This window comes from Curtobacterium pusillum (assembly GCF_007673235.1).
Taxonomy (GTDB): Bacteria; Actinomycetota; Actinomycetes; order Actinomycetales; family Microbacteriaceae; genus Curtobacterium; species Curtobacterium pusillum_C.
The window spans coordinates 527,974-545,888 of sequence record NZ_VDZH01000001.1; the positions used below are offsets into that span (position 1 = coordinate 527,974).

Here is a 17,915-nt window from a genome sequence, read left to right on the forward strand (position 1 = left end):
GGCCGCGGGACGCGGGCTCCGCGCGACCCGTCAGGCCTCGGTACCGCCGAGGTCCCCCAGCGCCCGACGCAACCGCGCCTCGGCGTCGTCGTCAGCAGCCGTCGCCGAGGCCGACTCGTTCGCCTCGGTCACCGCACGCACGACCTCTTCGCGCTGGATCTTCACCCCGCGCGGTGCGTCGATGCCGATGCGGACGCCGTCCCCGCGGCTGTCGAGCACCGTGATGACGATGTCGTCACCGACGAGGATCCGCTCGCCGACCTTCCGCGTGAGTACCAGCACCCGCTCAGCCTAGCGACAGGACGGGCACCCCCAGCAGGTGGACCGACTCCGGCGTGGCGGTCTCCCCCGCGCCGATCGCCACGACCCCGGCGACGTGCACCCGTCCGGCGACCGCGGTGAGCATCGCGCTCGAGTCCTCCGGCTTCCGGCCGACGTCCACGACGACCCACACCTGGTCGGGCCCGAGGCCGTCCACCGTCTGGGCGTCGTCCCACGCGGCGACCCCGAGCAGCGCGTGGCCGTCGCGGACCCCCTCGGCCCGCGCGAGGATCCCGCTCCGCCGGTCCGACGCGTCGGTCGGGCGGAGCGCGTAGCGGGTCGCGAAGATGCCGGCGGCCGCGTCGACGTCGTTGGGTCGGCCGACCAGGAGCACCAGGTCTCCGTCTGCGGAACGCACGGCGGCGGGCACGGGCCGAGCCGTGCCTCCAGGCCGGACGACGACGGGATCCGCGACCAACGCGTCGACGGCCTGGAGGCGCGACCCACCCTGCACGGGTTCCGTCACCTCCGGCGGTGCCGGCGCCGGGCGCGGCGCGCTCCCCGTGATCCCGTCCGCGACGAAGCCGTCCAGCACCGACGCGAACGCGTCGGCCCGCGTCGACGCTGTGCCGTCACCGCTGGCGATGCGGGCCTCGGCTTCCTCGGCGTCGGCGAGCAGCGCCGCGATGCCCACCCGCGTGGCGGGGCCGTCGGCGATGGCGACGCGGGCGGTGGGGACCTCGTCGGGCGCGGGGACCTCGACGGTGGCCTCGACGTGCGCCTTGCGGAAGAGCCCGCCGATGCCCGGCGTGGTGACGCGCTCGGCGGCGACGATCCGCGCACCGGCGCCGAACTCGGCCCGGACGGCGTCGCGGACCTCGTCGAGCGTGGCGCCGTTACGCTGCAATCGGGTCGGCGGCACGGACCACTCCCACGGTCTCGATGGTGGAGCCCGCGGCGGTGGCCTCCTGGTAGGAGAGCACCGGCAGGCCGTTCGACTGCGCGGACACCATGCGGTGCACGGCCGGGCGGAGCTGCGGAGCGCAGACGAGGACGGCGGAGATCCCCTGGTCCTCGACGGAACGGACGGCGTCGCGGAGGGAGCCGAGGACCTGCTCGATGCGGTGCGCGTCGAGCACGATCTGGGTGCCCTGCTCCGACGGACGGAGCCCCTCGAGCATCGACTGCTCGAGCAGCGGGTCGATCATGATCACCCGGAGCGTGCCGGCGTCGAGGTAGCGGGCGGGCAGCGCGGGGCCGAGTGCGGCACGGGCGGCCTCGACGAGCCCCTCGGGGTCGGTGGAGACCTTCGCGCGGAGCGTGAGCGCCTCGCAGATGCGGCCGAGGTCGTTGATCGGCACGCGCTCGGCGAGCAGCCCCTGCAGCACCCGCTGGAGTTCGGCGAGGGAGAGCATGCCCGGGACGAGCTCCTCGACGGCCGCGGGGTTGACCTGCTTGACGCCCTCGGTGAGGACCTTGACGTCCTCGCGGGTGAGGAGCCGGGCGGCGTTGTCGCCGATGATCGCCTGCAGGTGGGTGACGAGCACCGAGACGCGGTCGATCACGGTGGCACCGGTCATCTCCGCGGCGTGCCGGAGCTCGGCGGGCACCCACTTGCCGGCGAGGCCGAACACCGGCTCGACGGTCGTCTCCCCCGGCAGCCCGTCGAGGTGGTCGCCGAGCGCCAGGACGCTGCGCGACGGTGCGGTGCCGCGACCGGCCTCGACGCCCGCGATCCGGATGGCGTACGTCGACGGTGGGAGCTCGATGCTGTCCCGGGTGCGGACCGGCGGCACGACGACGCCCATGTCCACGGCGATCTTCCGACGGAGCGCACGCACACGGCCGAGCAGGTCGTCGGAGGCCCCGGACACCATGTCGACGAGGTCGGGGGCGAGCAGGATCTCGAGGGCGTGCACGCGCATCTGCTCGATGAGGTCCTCGGGGGTGTCCGCGCTCGGTGCTGCGGCTTCGAGGGCCTGCTGCGCCGCGGCGTCCTGCTCGGCGCGCTTCGTCTGCTGCCCGAGCCGCCAGGCGATGAACAGCAGCGTGGCGCCGATCAGCAGGAACGGGACGATCGGCATGCCCGGGATGAACCCCATGGCGATGGCGGCGACGCCGGCGATCGCGAGGGCGTTCCGGGACTGCGTGAGCTGGGTCGTCGCGGACGATCCGATCTCGGTCTCGGCGCCGGAGCGGGTCACGATCATGCCCGTCGAGACGGCCATGAGCAGCGCCGGGATCTGCGTGACGAGCCCGTCGCCGATGGTCAGGATGCCGTACTTCGACAGCGCGTCCGTGACCGAGAGGCCGTTCTGCAGCATGCCGATCGCGATGCCGCCGACGAGGTTGATGACGATGATGAGGATGCCGGCGATCGCGTCGCCCTTCACGAACTTCGAGGCGCCGTCCATCGCACCGTAGAAGTCCGCCTCGGCGGACACGGCGGCCCGACGTTCCTTCGCCTGCGCGTCGGTGATGAGCCCGGCGTTCAGGTCGGCGTCGATGGCCATCTGCTTGCCGGGCATGGCGTCGAGGGTGAAGCGGGCCCCGACCTCGGCGACACGTTCGGCACCCTTCGTCACGACGACGAACTGGATGACGACGAGGATCAGGAAGATCACCGCGCCGATGATGATCGACCCGGAGACGGCAACGTGGCCGAACGCCTGGATGACGTCACCGGCGAAGCCCTCGCCGAGCACGAGCCGGGTCGACGCGACGTTGAGCCCGAGCCGGAACAGCGTGGCGACGAGCAGCAGCGACGGGAACACCGAGAAGTCGAGCGGCTTCTTGACGAACAAAGTCGTGAGCAGGATCACCAGCGCCAGCAGGATGTTGCAGATGATCAGGAAGTCGAGCAGGAACGACGGCACCGGCAGGATCAGCAGCAGGATGATGCCGACGATGAAGACCGGGACGACGAGCTTCGGCAAGTCCTTGCGGTTCATGCGGGTACCTCTTCGAGTGGGCTGTTCTTGCGGAGTCTGCGTGGCCGGAGGTCCCCGGTGAGCGTGGTCGGGTCGAGGACCGTGGCGACCTCGTCCGGAGTGGTGGGTCGTGGCGGCGTGTGCGACCCGGCCGCCGCCCCGCGGGCCTTGAGCGCCATCACGAACGACAGCACGCGGGCGACGGGCGTGTAGAGGTCGACGGGGACCTCCTGCCCGAGCTCGCACGCGGCGTGCAGGGCACGGGTCAGCGGGACGTCGCGGACGATCGGGACGCGGGCCTCCTCGGCCTTCGCGCGGATGACGTCCGCGACGGGACCGGCCCCCTTCGCGACGACCTTCGGCGCGGACTTGCCCGGCTCGTACTTGAGCGCGACGGCGTAGTGGGTCGGGTTCGTCATGACGACGTCCGCGGTGCCGATCGCCTGCACCATCCGGTTGCGGCTCATCGCGAGCTGCCGGGACCGCCGCTGCGACTTCACGAGCGGGTCACCCTCGCTGTGCTTGTTCTCGTCCTTGACCTCACGCTTGGTCATCATGGTGCGCTTCCGGTTCCGGCGGATCACCACGAAGACGTCGAGGGCGGCGAGGATCAGGCCGGCGGCGATCGCGGCACGCAGCAGCGTCCCGGCCCCTCCGGCCGCGGCGTCGAGCACGGCGGAGAGCGGCAACGAGCCGCTCGTCATCAGCACGGGGACGAGCGCCTGCACGGCGAACCAGAGGACGAGTCCCACGACGGCGGTCTTCAGCAGCGCCTTCGCCCCGTTCCAGAGCGCCTGCGTGCCGAACACCCGCTTCAGGCCGGCGATGGGGTCGAAGTGCTCGGGCTGCGGTGTCAGCTTCCGGAAGTGCACGCCGCCCTGCGCGACCGCGGCGGCCGTCACGGCGACGAGCACCACCCCGAGCATCGGGCCGAGCGTGCCGGCGATCGACCCGAGCGCGTCGTGGAAGACGCCGTTCATGGTGCCGATCGAGGGGTTCGCGATGACCCGCTGGACGGCTCGGAGCTGGTCGGAGCCCGCTGCGGCGGCGTTGCCGATCGCCGCGGGCATCATGAGCGCCGCGGCCGCGATGCCGATCCAGGCGCCGAGGTCCTGCGAACGGCCGATCTGCCCCTTCTGGTGGACCTCGCGCATCCGCTTCTGCGTCGCCTGTTCGGAGCGTTCTCCGCTGTCGGACACCGGGTCACCCCCGTCCCGTGATCGCCGCCACCGCGTCGCCGGTGAGGGACGACACGACGGACGGCAGCGCCATGAACAGGGCGCCGGCGAAGACGACGGTCAGCCCGATCTTGATCGGGAAGCCCATCTGGAAGGCGTTGAGCGCCGGGGCGACGCGGGTGAGCAGGCCGAGGCCGACGTCGGCGAGGAAGAGCACGACGACGAGCGGTCCGGCGATCTGCAGCGACGACAGGAACATCTGCGACAGCGCGGTGACGAGCACGGAGGCGAGCCCGCCCAGCTCGAACGTCCCCGTGAGCGGCACCGCGTCGAACGACCGCACGAGCCCCGCGACGATGAGCTGGTACCCGCCGGACGCGAACAGGAGCGCGAGCGACGCCATCTGGAACAGCCGGGTGAACTGCGCGCCGTTGACCTGCGACTGCGGGTCGTACGCCTGCGCCAGGGTGAACCCGCCGAACAGGTCGATGAGGGCGCCGGCGGACTGCACGGCCGCGAAGACCAGGAACACGAGGAACCCCAGGGAGAGCCCGACGACGAGCTGCGTGAGGAGCGCGAGCAGGAACGGCCCGGTGTCGAGCGACGCGTACCCCTCGGCGACGCGGGGCGCGACGCCGATCGCCAGGCCGAGCCCGAGGATCACCTTCACGGTCGCGGGGAACGCCCGGTACGAGAACGGCGGCGCGATGACGAAGAACGCGACGAGGCGGACGCCGGCGAGCATCGTCGCCTCGAGGCGGTCGCCGTTGATCACGAGTTCCATCAGGCCGTCCCGAGGAGCTTCGGGATCATGTCGAAGGCGACGTGGGTGAACGCCACCATCTCCGAGATCATCCAGTTGCCGCACACCACCAGGGCGATGGCGACGGCGACGGCCTTCGGGACGAACGAGAGCGTGACCTCCTGGATCTGCGTGACCGACTGGAACAGCGAGATCGCGAAGCCCACGACGAGCGACGTCACGAGGACGGGCGCGGCGAGCTTCGCCGACACCAGGAGCGCCTGCAGCGTGAGGTCGATGACGGCCTGCTGGTTCATGTCGTTCCCTGTCCCGTCGTCCTAGACGACGTGGTAGCTCTCGATGAGCGACTTGATGATGAGGCCCCAGCCGTCGACCAGGACGAACAGCAGGATCTTGAAGGGCAGCGAGATCATGACCGGCGGGAGCATCATCATGCCCATCGACATCAGCGCCGCCGAGACGACGAGGTCGATCACGAGGAACGGGATGAAGATGACGAACCCGATGATGAACGCGCTCCGCAGCTCGGAGATCACGAACGCGGGGATCACGGTCGTCATCGGCACGTCGGCCATCGACTTCGGGTTGTCCTGACCGGCCGCGCGGGTGATGAGCGCGACGTCCTCCTCGCGGGTCTGGTGCAGCATGAAGGTGCGGAGCGGCTTCGTGCCGATCTCGACGGCCTGGTTGAAGTCGAGGTGTCCGGCCAGGTACGGCTGCAGCGCGTCGTCGTTGATGTGCCCGAGGACCGGTGCCATGACGAACAGCGACAGGAACAGCGCGAGGCCGGCGAGCACCTGGTTCGGCGGGATCGACTGCAGTGCGAGGGCGTTCCGCGTCATCGCGAGCACCACGAAGATCTTCGTGAACGACGTCATCATGAGCATCAGGGCGGGGGCGACGCTGAGCAGCGTGATCCCGATGAGCGTCACGACGGCCGACGAGGGCGTGCCGTCCGGGCCGTTCACGCTGACGCTGAAGTCACCGGTGGACGGCGCGGTCGGGGTGGCGGGAGCGGTCGGCTGGACGACGCCCGCTGCATGGGCACCGGTCGCGGTGAGCATGAGGAAGCCGGCCACGACCGTCACCCCCAGCAGCAGGAGGGCGATCAGACGTCCGGTCCGCGCCGCGGTCACCCGGCCCGCCGGTTCCGGAGCGCCGCGGCGGCCTGCCGCCAGGTGTCGGCCGACAGGATGGAGCCCTGCAGCTGCGCGGACGTCGGGACGGTACGCCGGTCGCGGTTCCGGGGACGCATCGGGAGCTGCTCCGCCGCGTCGGCCTGGAGGCGCGGCTCGACTGCCGTCTGCGCGGCCAGTTCCTGACGGAACGCGTCGGCCGACGGGGTCGGACGCACGGGCAGCTGGACGGGACCCGTCACGATGGTCAGCTCGGGTGCCGGCGCCTGCCCGCTGGTGAGGAGGTTGACGCCCTGCTCGGAGACCCCGAGCACGAGGCGCTCCCCCTCGACGTCGACCACGACGACGCTCGCCTTGCCGCCGATGCCCTGGCGGGCGACGACCTCGACCGAGGCCGAGCGACGGCCCCTGGTCTTGCCCGCGCCGAAGCCGCTCTTCGCCATGCGTCGGTGCAGCACCCACATGAGGGCGAGCACGACGCCGAGCGAGAGCGCGACGCGGAGGGTGATGACGAGCGTGTCCACGGTCGGCGGCTCAGACGCTCTCGGCGACGTCGAGGATCTTCGTGATGCGGACGGCGTAGTCCTGGTCGACCACGACGACCTCGCCGTGCGCGATGAGTCGGCCGTTGAGCAGGACGTCGGCGGGGGCACCGGCGCTGCGGTCGAGCTCGACGACGGCGCCCGGCTCCATGCCGAGCACGTCGCGGACGGACATCCGGGTGCGGCCGATCTCGACCGTGAGGGTCATCTCGACGTTGTTGATGCGGCCGAGGTTCCCGGCGGGCAGCATCGTCGCCGGGGCGGACGCAGCCTGGGACACCGTGCCGTTCTCGCGGACGCGCAGGGCGAACCACCCGCCGGGCGTCCCACCGGCCGTGAGCTCGAACACCACCGTGTCGGGGTCGGCCAGGAGCGCCGAGGCCGACTCGCGCCGGGCGTCGCCGAGGACGCCGACGCCGAGGACGCCCGCTGCCGCCTCGAGCGAGGGGCGCAGCACGTCGGTGACGTCGACGATCCCGTAATCGGTGCCACCAGCGGCGGTGACGGTCTCGAGGTCCGTGAGCACGAGGACCAGGTCGGCCGACAGGCCGCCGACGAACGAGGCGACCACGGCGTCACCGGCCGCTTCGAGGGCGACGGGGGTCGCGCCTCCAGGCTGGGCCACGACCGTCAACGGGACGGCCGTCGGGAGCTGCGCGGCGAGGGCCTCGGCCGCCTGCGTGTGGAGGGTGGTCGTGACGGTCATGCGGGGAGCTCCGATGTGGTGGTGACGACGATGCCGGCGAGGCGCGAGCCGTTCGCGCCGACCGCGGCGGTGCCGACGGGTTCGCCGTCGACCGCGATGGTGAGGGGGCGGTGCTGCGGGTGCGGCAGCGGCAGGACGTCGCCGACCGCGAGGCGCAGCACCTGCGAGGGCAGCACCGTGGCCGGGGCGAAGCGCAGGCTGACGCCGACGGGGACGCTCGCGAGCTGCGCGTCGACCAGGGCGCGCGCGTCGGCGGGCGTGACGTGCGCGGCGGCCTCGCCGAGCTGCGGCAGGACGGCCTCGGCCGGCAACGCGAGCGTGCCGGGAGCGACCCGCTCCCCCACGCGGATCGTGAACGACGCGACGATCATCAGGTCGCCCTTCTGGGCGGCCTGGGCGAACTGCGAGTTGAACTGGAACCCGCCCGCCGTGACGTCATGCGCGAGCAGCCCGCCGAACGAGTAGCGGAGGTCGTCGAGGGCGTCCTCGACGATCTTGCGGACGAGCGCCTGCTCGATGGGCGTGAAGGTGCGGTCCGGCGTCGGGAGCGGCTTGGAGGCGCCGAGCGCGTGCGACACCCAGGTGAGGGCGGCGTCGAGCGGGACCTGCAGCACGCCCTTCGGGGTGACGTCGGCGATCGGGAGCAGGACCATGCCCGTCAGCGCTGGCAGCGACGCGGCGTACTCGTCGTACGTCGTCATCTGGACCTGCTCGCAGGTCACCTGGCTGACGGCACGGACCTTGGCGGTCAGCTGCGTGCCCCACTGACGCGCGAACGTCTCGAAGGCGAGCTCGAGGACCCGGGCGTGCTCGCGGGCGAGCGTCGACGGGCGCGCGAAGTCGTACACCTCGGGCGCTGGCAGGGTCTCGGTCACGGGTGCGTCTATCGGTCCGCTGTGGAGCACCCGTCAGTGCTGCCCCCTCTTCTGGGGCGGTGGTCGTGTCGGTGTCGTCGTGTGCTCGTTCGGTCCTGGGCCTCAGCCCTGTCGTGCTCCGTCCTGCGCCTTCGCCAGCGCGGGCATCAGGGCGCTGACGTCCTGGTCCTGGTTCGACAGCACCACGATGTCGACCCGGCGGTTGAGCGTGAGGTCCGCGTCCGTGCCGCCCTTCGCGAGCGGCCGGCTCGACCCGAACCCGACGCTCTGGATGTGGTCCGCCGGCATCCCACCGCGTTCGACGAGGTCCCGCAGCACCCCGGTCGCCCGTGCCGCGCTGAGCTCCCAGTTCGTCGCGTACGGGGCGGTCGAGTTCCGCTGGTCGGCGTGCCCCTCGACGCTGACGTCGTGGCTGCTCGTCTTCAGCACCGGCGCGATGGCGTCCATGACCCGCTTCGCCTGGTCGGACAGGTCGGCGCTGTTCGTCGTGAAGTACGTCTCGCTGCCGACGAGCCGCACGGTCAGGCCGCGGGCGTCGACGGTGAACTGCACGTTCGAGGTCTGCCCGGCCTTGTCGAGGTTCGCCTTGATCGCCGCCTCGATGGCCTTGAGGTCGTCGAGCTCCTGCTGCGCCGCGGCCACGTCGGCCTTCGTCGCGGTCGTCGGGACCACGGTGGAGGCCGGGTCGACGTTGGTGTCCTTCGTGCCGGACGACGCCGTGGAGTGGTCGGCCTGGGACTTGTCCACGGAGTAGCCGGAGCCGTCCTTGACCTCGTCCTTCGTCACGACCGTGCCGGACGCCGTGTCGACCTTCTGCGACTTGACCTCGCCGAAGCCGGTCGCGAGCGAGTTCTTCAGGGCGATGTACTTCTGCTGGTCGACCGTCGACATCGCGAAGAGCACGAGGAACATGCACATCAGCACCGTGATCATGTCCATGTAGGACGCCATCCAGCGCTCGTCGGGGTGTTCTGCCTCGTCGTGGGACTTCTTCGAGCGACCGCGGCCGCGTCCTCTGGGGTTCGCGCTCATCGTCAGGCCGCCAGCTGCTGGTCGTCGAGGTCGGCGTCGCTGCCCTTGCCCTTGTTCTTGGCACCCTTCGCCTTGGCGTCCCCACCACGGGCGGCCGGCGGGACCATCGCGGTGAGCCGCTCCCCGAGCAGTCGGGGCTGGCTGCCCGCCTGCACCGCCAGGAGCCCCTCCATCAGGAGCGTCTGCCGGTCGGCTTCGAGCTGCGCGAGCTTCCGGAGCTTGCCGCCGATCGGCAGCCAGAGGAAGTTCGCGGTGAGCAGGCCCCAGAGCGTCGCGACGAACGCACTGGCGATGAGCGGGCCGAGCTCGTCCGGCTTGCCGAGGTTCGCGAGGACGTGGGTGAGCGAGACGACCGTCCCGATGATGCCGACCGTCGGTGCGAACCCGCCGAGGCCCATGAAGAACGCGCTCGCGCTCCGCACCGGGGCGGCGTTCGACTCGATCTCGTCCTCGAGCAGGATCCGCAGCTCGTCGCCGTCGGTGCCGTCCGCGATGTTCTGCAGGGCCTTCTTCATGAACGGGTCGTCGTGCTTGTCGGCCTCCTGCTCGAGCGCGAGCAGACCGTTCGCACGGGCCGTCTCGGCGAGCCCCACCACGTCGTCGATGACGGCCTGCGGCGGGGTGACCTTGCCGGTGAACGCCTTCGGCACCGCCTTGAAGCTGGCGATCGCGTCCTTGAGTGTCGTGCTCGCGATGCCGCAGCCGATCGTGGCACCGAACACGAGGAGCATCGGCGCCGGCAGGAACAGCCCCGCGAGCTCGACGTGCTCCATCTCGACCATGCCGAACAGCGCGCCGAACGCGACGAGGATGCCGATGATCGTTGCGATGTCCACGTCAGCGACCCCCGTCCTGCGTGCGGAGGGGCGCGACCGCGGCGAGCGTCGGCTGGGGCCCCGTCGCGTTCCGGGTGGTCGGCAGGTCGGTGCCGTAGGCCATGCCGACGATGCGGGCGCGGTACGCGGCGATGAGGTCGATGACGTCGGCCATGGACTCGCGGACGATGTACTTGGCACCGTCGACCATGATGAGCGTCGTGTCCGGCGTCTCCTGGATGCGCTCCACGAGATCGGGGTTCACAGCGAATCCGCTGCCGTTCAGTCGTGTGACGACGATCATGGCCCGTCCTGGTTCTCGATCGTCCCGCCGCCGTCCGTGGGGCGGGATGCGGCCCGTCCGTGGGCCTGCACGAGGGACTATCGGCGGGCGCTGCGGTGCCGTTAGTGCCGGTCGCGGCGGTTGCACCGAAGTGTTGCGCGCGCAAGGAGCGACACCGCGGCTGTCGTACGACGACCGCCTTGTCGCACGATGCACACGCAAGAAGCGACACCGCGGCTGTCGCACGACGACAGTCTTGTCGCAGGATGCACGCGCGACGACCGCTGGCCCGTCGCTCGCCGCCACGCGCCCCTCAGTCCGGCGCATGCGCGCGCAAGGAGCGACACCGCGCCTGTCGTACGACGACCGTCTTGTCGCACGATGCACGCGCAACCGTTGCGCACGCAAGAAGCGACACCGCGGCTGTCGCACGACGACCGTCTTGTCGCACGATGCACACGCAACCGTTGCACGCGCAAGAAGCGACACCGCGGCTGTCGTTCGACGACCGTCTTGTCGCACGATGCACGCGCAACGACCGCTGGCCCGCCGCTCGCCGCCACACGCCCCTCAGTCCGGCGCATGCGCGCGCAAGGAGCGACACCGCGGCTGTCGCACGACGACCGTCTTGTCGCACGATGCACACGCAACGACCACCGACCCGGCCCCCGCCGCAACCCGCCGGAACTCTCACCGATGGTGTATTCCCACCCCGATCCTGAGAAACCTGGGCGTTGTACCCCCGTCTTTATCTCATGACCGTGTTACGTTGGCGCCATGTCCGACACCACCACCGTCGTCACGCCGACCGCCACGGCCGTCACCACCGCCGCACCCCTCCGCGAGGTCGGCGCCCTCATCCGCGGCGCACGCAAGGGCCGCAGCATGACCCAGGCGCAGCTCGCCGAACGCGTCGGCACCAGCCAGAGCGCGATCAACCGCATCGAGCAGGGCGGGCAGAACCTCTCCCTCGAGATGCTCACCCGCATCAGCGATGCCCTCGACCAGCAGATCGTCTCGATCGGCGGCGCCCCGCAGCGTGCCCACCTGCGCGTGCAGGGCGGCCGGAAGCTCAGCGGCTCGATCGCCGTGAACTCGAGCAAGAACGCCGCCGTCGCACTCCTCTGCGCCTCGCTGCTCAACCGCGGCGTCACCCGCCTGCACAAGGTCGCCCGGATCGTCGAGGTCGACCGCATCATCGACGTGCTCCGTAGCCTCGGCGCGAGCGTCACGTGGTCGGAGGACGGCGAGACCCTCGAGATCGTCGCCCCGTCGGACCTGCGGCTCGACGCGATCGACGCCGACGCCGCCCGTCGCACCCGCAGCGTCCTGATGTTCCTCGGACCGTTGAGCGGCCGGTACGAGTCCTTCCGGCTCCCCTACGCCGGTGGCTGCGACCTCGGCACCCGCACGGTCGAGCCGCACCTCATCGCGCTGCGGCCCTTCGGCGTCGACGTCGAGGCGACCTCCGGCTGGTACGAGGTCGGCGTGGCGAACCAGGACGTCCCGGCGAAGTCCGTCGTCCTCACCGAACGCGGTGACACGGTCACCGAGAACGCGATCCTCGCTGCGGCCGCCCGCGACGGCGAGACCGTGATCCGCAACGCCAGCCCCAACTACATGGTGCAGGACCTCTGCTTCTTCCTCGAGCTCCTCGGGGTGCAGGTCGAGGGCATCGGCACGACGACGCTCCGCATCACGGGCAAGAGCCGCATCGACGAGGTCGTGGACTACTGGCCGAGCGAGGACCCGGTCGAGGCGATGAGCCTGCTGACCGCCGGGATCGTCACGGCGTCGACGCTCACCGTGACCCGCGCGCCGATCGAGTTCCTCGAGATCGAGCTCGCGACCTTGGCCGAGATGGGCCTGCGCTTCGACGTCTCCGACGAGTACGCCGCCGCGAACGGCCGCACCCGCCTGGTCGACATCACGGTGCACCCGTCCGAGCTGCACGCCCCGATCGACAAGATCCACGCCATGCCGTTCCCGGGCCTGAACATCGACAACCTGCCGTTCTTCGTCGTCATCGCTGCGATGGCCGAGGGCACCACGCTCGTGCACGACTGGGTCTACGAGGGCCGGGCGATCCACCTGCTCGACCTGACCCGACTCGGCGCGAGCGTCACCCTGCGCGACCCGCACCGCCTCGACGTCACCGGTCCGACGCACTTCTCCGGTGCCGAGGTCAGCTGCCCGCCGGCGCTCCGTCCCGCGGTGGTCATCCTGCTCGCGATGCTCGCCGCGAAGGGCGAGAGCGTCCTGCGCAACGTCGGCATCATCGCCCGCGGGTACGAGCAGCTCCAGGAGCGACTGAACTCGCTCGGCGCGTCCATCGAGACGTTCCACGACTGAAACCGGTCCGCCCAGCGTGACCCGACGGCCCGTCCCCGCAAGTGGGGACGGGCCGTCACCCGTTCTGCGGGAACCGACCCGTGCCTCCAGGCCGATGCCCAGGAGCGCTCCACTGCCCACCCAGGCCGACGGTGCTGGATGGGGTGATGGCCACGAGATCGCTCCTGACCGTCCCGCTCCTGCTCACCGTCGCGGCGGCCGCCGTCGCCTGGTTCGTGCTCGGGCCGGCCGCGGCACTCGCCTTCGCGGCGCTCGCGCTCCTCGAGATCGCGATGGCCGCGGACTCCTCCGTGCCGATGGCCGGCATCGCCGGCCGCCTGCACTCCCCCGCACGACGGCTGTTCCTGTCGCTCGGCATCGTCGCGGGGGTCCTGGCGATGCGCCTGCTGCTCCCACCGGCCGCCGTGGCGGTCGGGGACGCCACCGACCCGGCGAGCTCGGTGGGCGAGGCGGTCTTCGCGCCGGGTTCCTTCTCGGCCCACCTCGCCGAGGTCCGGCCCGCCCTCGCCGCCTTCGGCGCCGCCTTCATCTGGTTGGTCTTCGCGGAGTACCTGTTCAACACGGACCGCGCGTCGCGCAGGTCCTGGCTGGGCCGTCTGGAGGCACGGCTCGCCCGGGTCGCGCGCCCTCGCGTCTGGTCGTTGGTCACCGCCGGCACCGGGGTGGTGCTCACCGCGGTGCTGGTGGGGGTCGACGCCGGGTGGGCCCCCGGGCGGCTCCTGCCGGTGGTGCTCGGCGGGGTCGCGGGCATCGGCGCGTACCTGCTGTCGAAGCGGGTGGCGGCGTGGGCACTCGGCGGCCTGACGTCGTCGGACACGGCGTCGGTGGGGACGGGCGGCGCCTGGCGGATCCACGCCTACGCCTCGACGGTGGTCTTCGAACGGGGGCTCGTCGTGTTCATGCTGTTCGAGATCCTCGACGGGGTGTACAGCCTGTCCGGTTCCGGGGTCCTCGGCGGCGACGGGCTAAGCGCGCTCGAGCAGGCGGCGGTCGCGGTCGCCGCCATCGGGGTCGGGGCGGTCTTCCTGGCCCGGTTGACCTCACGGCTGGACGAGGCAGCAGGGCTGAAGCGGCTCCGCTACCTCAAGGCCGGCGCCGCGTACGTGCTCGGGATCCTCGCGGTGCTGCTGTGGACGAGCCTGCTCGTGCCGATCCCGGGCGTCGTCGTCGGGTGGTTCGGCAGCGTCGTGATCGGCCTGGCGCTCGCGACCTCGTTGCCGTGGCGTGCGTGGTGGAAGCGGGCGCGTCGAGGCCTCACCGGCCGGACCCGGATCGCACGGGGCTGACCGGCGCCGGCACCCGGACGCCACGGCGCCAGGTCGCGACCGTCAGCGGCATGCCCGGGCGGTAGGCGATGTGCGCGGCGGTCAGGGCGTCGAGGACCTGCAGGTCGGCCGGTCCCCCGATGCGCAGGCTGCCGACGGCGTCGTCCCCGTGGTCGAGCCCGAGGGCTGCGGCGCCGCCGAGGGTGGCGGCCGCGAGGGCCTCCTCGAGCGTCAAGTGCTGCTGCAGGACGGCCGTGGCCACCTGGAACTGCATCGACGACGTGAACGAGGTCCCCGGGTTGCAGTTCGACGCCAGGGCGATCCGGACGCCGGCGTCGACGAGCCGCCGGGCGGGGGCGAACGGCGCGCGGGTCGACAGGTCGCACGCCGGCAGCAGCGTCGCGATCGTCGACGACCCCGCGAGGGCGTGGACGTCGGCGTCGGACAGGTGGTTGCAGTGGTCGACGCTCGCGGCGCCGAGTTCCACGGCGAGGGCGACGCCGCCGCTCTCGCCGAGCTGGTTGCCGTGCACCCGGAGCCCCAGGCCGGCCCGGCGTCCGGCGAGCAGCACCCGGCGGGACTCGTCCGGGGTGAACGCTCCCGCTTCGCAGAACACGTCGACGAACTGCGCGTGCGGGGCGACCGCGTCGAGCATCGGTCCGGTGACGAGGTCGAGGTAGGCGTCGCGGTCGGTGCCCTCCGGGACGACGTGCGCGCCGAGGTAGGTCACGACGTCCGCCACCCGGGCCGCGATCCGGGCGAGCCGCTCCTCGGTCGCGACGTCGAGGCCGTACCCCGTCTTCGCCTCGATGGTCGTCGTGCCCTGGGCCGCGGCACCGTCGACGATCGCACGCGCACCGGCGAGCAGGTCGGACTCCGAGGCCGCGCGGGTGGCACGGACGGTGGTCATGATGCCGCCCGCGGCGTACGGCCGGCCGGCCATCCGGTCGACGAACTCGGTGGAACGGTCGCCGGCGAACACGAGGTGCGTGTGCGGGTCGACCCAGCCGGGCAGGACCGTGCGCCCACCCACGCTCGTGCGGACGTCGGCGTCCGGGGCGTCCGATCGCGCACCGATCCACGCCACCCGGCCGTCCTCGACGACGAGCGCCTGGTCGTGCCGGGTGACGGCGGCCGCCGCGGCGTCGCCGCCGACCGCGCCGGAAGCCTCGCCGGAGGGGTCGAGCGTCCGCAGTTCGCCGATGTCGGTGATGAGCTCGCTGGTCACCGGTGGTCCTCCGTCCATGCCGTCAGCAGGTCCGCGGGTGCGCGGTCATCCGCCAGTCTGCCGTCGACGGCGCGCACGGTCCCGCCGACGACCACGCGCTGGACGTCCGACGCGGTCGCGGTGAGCACGAGCTGCGGCACCGCCGAACCCGTCGTCCGGACGCTCGCCGGGTCGACCTCGACGAGGTCGCACCAGGCACCCACCGCGATGCCGCCGCGCAGGCCGAGCGCCCGGTAGCCGGCCGTGCCCCGAGCGGCGTCGAGCTCGGCGGGGCTGAAGACACCGCGCCGCCGTGCGGCCAGGCGTTCCCCGGCCTCGAGCCCGCGGACCTCCAGGAACGGGTCGACCACGGCGTTCTGGTCGGACCCGAGCGCGATCACGGCGCCGGCGTCGGCGAGGCGCCGGGCCGGACCGATCCCGTCGCCGAGGTCGGCCTCGGTGGTCGGGCAGATGACCGCGGTGACCCCGGCGGACCCGAGGAGCGTGATCTCGTCGTCGTCGAGATGCGTGGCGTGCACGACGCTCAGCCGCGGCGAGAGTGCGCCGGCGTCCGCGAGCACCCGCGTCGGCCGGGCACCCCACGCAGCGAGGCTCCGGGCGTTCTCGGCCGGCTGCTCGGACAGGTGCACGTGCAGCGGGACGTCGTCCGGCAGTGCGCCGGCGATCACGGCGACGTCGTGGGGACGCACCGCCCGTACCGAGTGCACCGCCGCGCCGACCGTCACGAGGGAGTCGTCGCCGACGGCGTCCCGGAGGGCGTGCCAGCGGTCGAGCCACGCGGCCGCGGTGCCGTCGCCGAAGCGCCGCTGCTCGGGGGCGAGCGGTTCACCGGGCGCACCGGTCAGGTAGCAGGTGTCCAGGAGCGTGAGGCGGATCCCGACGTCGCGGGCGGCGTCGGCCAGCGCGAGCCCGATCGCGTTCGGGTCGTCGTGGGGGGTGCCGTCCGGCCGGTGGTGCACGTAGTGGAACTCCCCCACGGCGGTCCACCCGGCGGCCAGCATCTCCCCGAAGACCCCGACCGCGAGCGCACGGTACGAGTCCGGGTCGAGGGCTCCGGCAGCGCGGTACATCGCCGTGCGCCACTGCCAGAAGTCGCCGCCGTCGCCGTGGGTCCGGCCGCGCAGCACCCGGTGGAAGGCGTGCGAGTGGGCGTTCCCCGACCCGACGAGCACGGTGCCGAGCCGGAGGTCGCCCGGAGCCGCGGGGACGCCGGGTTCGACGGCGGTGATCCGCCCGTCCGGCCCGACCCCGAGACGAACGTCGTCCACCGCCACGCCGTCGACCAACGCCGTCGCGCAGTGCACCGGACGCACCGCGGCGGTCACGTCAGCTCCCGCATCACCCGGGTGAGCGCGTCCACGCCGGCGGCGCAGTCGTCGGCGTCGGACCACTCCTCGGGCGCGTGCGACACCCCGGTCGGGTTCCGGACGAACAGCATCGCCGAGGGGACGTGCGCGGACAGCACGCCGGCGTCGTGCCCGGCGCCGGTCGGCAGCACGGGGACCGCGGGACCGTCGGCACCGACGAGCACCCGGTCGATCGCCGTGCGCGGTCCGTCCGGGAAGTCGACCCGGGCCGACCAGGACTCCTCGGTGACCTCCACGTCGCAGCCGTTCGCGGTGGCCGCCGCACGAGCCGTGGCGGTGATCTCGGCGACCACGGTCTGCGTGACGGCGTCGTCCCCGGCGCGGGCGTCGAGCCAGAACTCGACCGCCGACGCGATCACGTTCGTCCCACCCGGCACCGAGCGGAGCCGACCGACGGTCGCACGCGCGTCGCCGTGCTGCCGTGCGAGCGACGGGATCCCGGCGATGACGGCGGCCGCGGCCACCATCGGGTCGCGCCGGTCGGCCATCAGCGTCGCCCCGGCGTGGTTGCCCTGCCCGGTGAACCGGAACCGCCAGCGGCCGTGCCCGAGGATGCTCGACGCCACCGCGACCGGCGCACCGAGGTCGACCAGCCCGCGCCCCTGCTCCACGTGCAGCTCGACGAACGTGCCGATGCCGGACAGCCGATCAGGGTCCGGACCGACGCCGGACGGGTCGATGCCCGCTGAGGCGAGCACTGCCTCCAGGCTGGTGCCGTCGGCGTCCGTCAACGCGAGCGCGCGTTCCGGGCTGATGGCGCCGCTCAGCAGGCGCGAGCCGAGGCAGGCGACGCCGAAGCGCGAGCCCTCTTCCTCGGCGAAGACGGCGATCGCGGTCGGGCGCGAGGGCCGGTGTCCCTCGGCCTGCAGCCGGGCGACCGCGTCGAGGGCCGACACGACGCCGAGCGGGCCGTCGAACGCGCCGCCGCCGGGCACGGAGTCGAGGTGGGACCCGGTGATGAACGCGTCCGGGCCGGGCGCGCCCCACCAGGCCCAGGTGTTGCCGTTGCGGTCGACCTCGACGTCGAGGCCGAGTCGGGTCGCGCGCTCGACGAACCAGTCGCGCAGGGTGCGTTCGGCGTCGTCGAGCAGGTGCCGCGTGTACCCGCCGCGGACGTGGTCGCGACCGACGTCGGCGATCTCGGCGAGTCCGGGCAGGACGGTCGCGCCGGAGTCCGTCACG

At 72.3% G+C, this 17,915-nt stretch carries 18 protein-coding genes; 2 read left to right on the forward strand and 16 right to left on the reverse strand.

The window, feature by feature from the left end:
* Window positions 1-30: 30 nt before the first annotated feature.
* The 13 genes from csrA to FS532_RS02500 form a co-directional block, all read right to left on the reverse strand.
* Window positions 31-282 carry a carbon storage regulator CsrA gene (csrA, locus tag FS532_RS02440; protein WP_144749986.1) on the reverse strand — a complete coding sequence of 84 codons (252 nt, stop codon included), beginning with the start codon at window positions 280-282 and terminating at the stop codon, window positions 31-33.
* Between the two features lie 4 nt (window positions 283-286).
* Window positions 287-1,183 carry a hypothetical protein gene (locus tag FS532_RS02445; RefSeq protein WP_144749988.1) on the reverse strand — a complete coding sequence of 299 codons (897 nt, stop codon included), beginning with the start codon at window positions 1,181-1,183 and terminating at the stop codon, window positions 287-289.
* Window positions 1,158-3,212, reverse strand: a complete 2,055-nt coding sequence (locus FS532_RS02450; protein ID WP_144749989.1) for a flagellar biosynthesis protein FlhA — start codon at window positions 3,210-3,212, stop codon at window positions 1,158-1,160. Before FS532_RS02450 ends, FS532_RS02445 begins: the two co-directional genes overlap by 26 nt.
* On the reverse strand, window positions 3,209-4,390 hold the full coding sequence (locus FS532_RS02455) for an EscU/YscU/HrcU family type III secretion system export apparatus switch protein (RefSeq protein ID WP_144749991.1): 1,182 nt from the start codon (window positions 4,388-4,390) through the stop codon (window positions 3,209-3,211). Before FS532_RS02455 ends, FS532_RS02450 begins: the two co-directional genes overlap by 4 nt.
* A 4-nt stretch (window positions 4,391-4,394) precedes the next feature.
* Window positions 4,395-5,153, reverse strand: a complete 759-nt coding sequence (locus FS532_RS02460; RefSeq protein ID WP_144749993.1) for a flagellar biosynthetic protein FliR — start codon at window positions 5,151-5,153, stop codon at window positions 4,395-4,397.
* Entirely contained in the window at window positions 5,153-5,428 is a 276-nt protein-coding gene (fliQ, locus tag FS532_RS02465; RefSeq protein WP_144749995.1) for a flagellar biosynthesis protein FliQ, read from the reverse strand. Before fliQ ends, FS532_RS02460 begins: the two co-directional genes overlap by 1 nt.
* Before the next feature lie 21 nt (window positions 5,429-5,449).
* On the reverse strand, window positions 5,450-6,268 hold the full coding sequence (gene fliP, locus FS532_RS02470; protein ID WP_144749997.1) for a flagellar type III secretion system pore protein FliP: 819 nt from the start codon (window positions 6,266-6,268) through the stop codon (window positions 5,450-5,452).
* Window positions 6,265-6,792, reverse strand: a complete 528-nt coding sequence (locus tag FS532_RS02475; protein ID WP_144749999.1) for a FliO/MopB family protein — start codon at window positions 6,790-6,792, stop codon at window positions 6,265-6,267. The genes fliP and FS532_RS02475 overlap by 4 nt, the downstream gene beginning before the upstream one ends.
* A 10-nt stretch (window positions 6,793-6,802) precedes the next feature.
* Window positions 6,803-7,516, reverse strand: coding sequence for a flagellar motor switch protein FliN (fliN, locus tag FS532_RS02480; RefSeq protein ID WP_144750001.1), 714 nt, complete (start codon window positions 7,514-7,516; stop codon window positions 6,803-6,805).
* Window positions 7,513-8,391: a flagellar motor switch protein FliM gene (locus FS532_RS02485; protein ID WP_144750003.1), complete on the reverse strand. Its 879-nt coding sequence runs from the start codon at window positions 8,389-8,391 to the stop codon at window positions 7,513-7,515. The genes fliN and FS532_RS02485 overlap by 4 nt, the downstream gene beginning before the upstream one ends.
* A 102-nt stretch (window positions 8,392-8,493) precedes the next feature.
* Window positions 8,494-9,423: an OmpA/MotB family protein gene (locus tag FS532_RS02490; protein WP_144750005.1), complete on the reverse strand. Its 930-nt coding sequence runs from the start codon at window positions 9,421-9,423 to the stop codon at window positions 8,494-8,496.
* Between the two features lie 2 nt (window positions 9,424-9,425).
* The gene (locus FS532_RS02495) at window positions 9,426-10,259 is read right to left on the reverse strand and encodes a motility protein A (RefSeq protein WP_079235958.1); all 834 of its coding nucleotides are present in this window, start codon (window positions 10,257-10,259) and stop codon (window positions 9,426-9,428) included.
* 1 nt (window position 10,260) lies between these two features.
* Window positions 10,261-10,542, reverse strand: a complete 282-nt coding sequence (locus tag FS532_RS02500; RefSeq protein WP_144750007.1) for a flagellar FlbD family protein — start codon at window positions 10,540-10,542, stop codon at window positions 10,261-10,263.
* A 756-nt stretch (window positions 10,543-11,298) separates the two neighbouring features.
* Between FS532_RS02500 and FS532_RS02505 the strand changes: the two genes are divergently transcribed.
* On the forward strand, window positions 11,299-12,873 hold the full coding sequence (locus FS532_RS02505) for a helix-turn-helix domain-containing protein (protein WP_186321875.1): 1,575 nt from the start codon (window positions 11,299-11,301) through the stop codon (window positions 12,871-12,873).
* Window positions 12,874-13,019: 146 nt separating this feature from the next.
* Window positions 13,020-14,159, forward strand: coding sequence for a DUF475 domain-containing protein (locus tag FS532_RS02510; protein WP_144750008.1), 1,140 nt, complete (start codon window positions 13,020-13,022; stop codon window positions 14,157-14,159).
* Here the strand turns inward: FS532_RS02510 and hutI are convergent.
* The 3 genes from hutI to FS532_RS02525 are packed head-to-tail and all read right to left on the reverse strand — an operon-like array spanning window position 14,128 to window position 17,914.
* Window positions 14,128-15,366, reverse strand: a complete 1,239-nt coding sequence (hutI, locus tag FS532_RS02515) for an imidazolonepropionase (RefSeq protein WP_144750010.1) — start codon at window positions 15,364-15,366, stop codon at window positions 14,128-14,130. The genes FS532_RS02510 and hutI overlap by 32 nt on opposite strands.
* The gene (locus tag FS532_RS02520; protein WP_260852524.1) at window positions 15,363-16,691 is read right to left on the reverse strand and encodes a formimidoylglutamate deiminase; all 1,329 of its coding nucleotides are present in this window, start codon (window positions 16,689-16,691) and stop codon (window positions 15,363-15,365) included. The genes hutI and FS532_RS02520 overlap by 4 nt, the downstream gene beginning before the upstream one ends.
* Window positions 16,688-17,914, reverse strand: a complete 1,227-nt coding sequence (locus tag FS532_RS02525) for an allantoate amidohydrolase (RefSeq protein WP_222121921.1) — start codon at window positions 17,912-17,914, stop codon at window positions 16,688-16,690. Before FS532_RS02525 ends, FS532_RS02520 begins: the two co-directional genes overlap by 4 nt.
* Window position 17,915 lies beyond the last annotated feature (1 nt).

Coding starts and splice junctions, on each gene's coding strand:
- FS532_RS02460 (WP_144749993.1), bottom strand. CDS start 5,153: ATGGAACTCGTGATCAACGGCGACCGCCTCGAGGCGACGATGCTCGCC.
- FS532_RS02450 (WP_144749989.1), bottom strand. CDS start 3,212: ATGAACCGCAAGGACTTGCCGAAGCTCGTCGTCCCGGTCTTCATCGTC.
- FS532_RS02500 (WP_144750007.1), bottom strand. CDS start 10,542: ATGATCGTCGTCACACGACTGAACGGCAGCGGATTCGCTGTGAACCCC.
- fliQ (WP_144749995.1), bottom strand. CDS start 5,428: ATGAACCAGCAGGCCGTCATCGACCTCACGCTGCAGGCGCTCCTGGTG.
- FS532_RS02510 (WP_144750008.1), top strand. CDS start 13,020: ATGGCCACGAGATCGCTCCTGACCGTCCCGCTCCTGCTCACCGTCGCG.
- FS532_RS02490 (WP_144750005.1), bottom strand. CDS start 9,423: ATGAGCGCGAACCCCAGAGGACGCGGCCGCGGTCGCTCGAAGAAGTCC.
- FS532_RS02505 (WP_186321875.1), top strand. CDS start 11,299: ATGTCCGACACCACCACCGTCGTCACGCCGACCGCCACGGCCGTCACC.
- fliN (WP_144750001.1), bottom strand. CDS start 7,516: ATGACCGTCACGACCACCCTCCACACGCAGGCGGCCGAGGCCCTCGCC.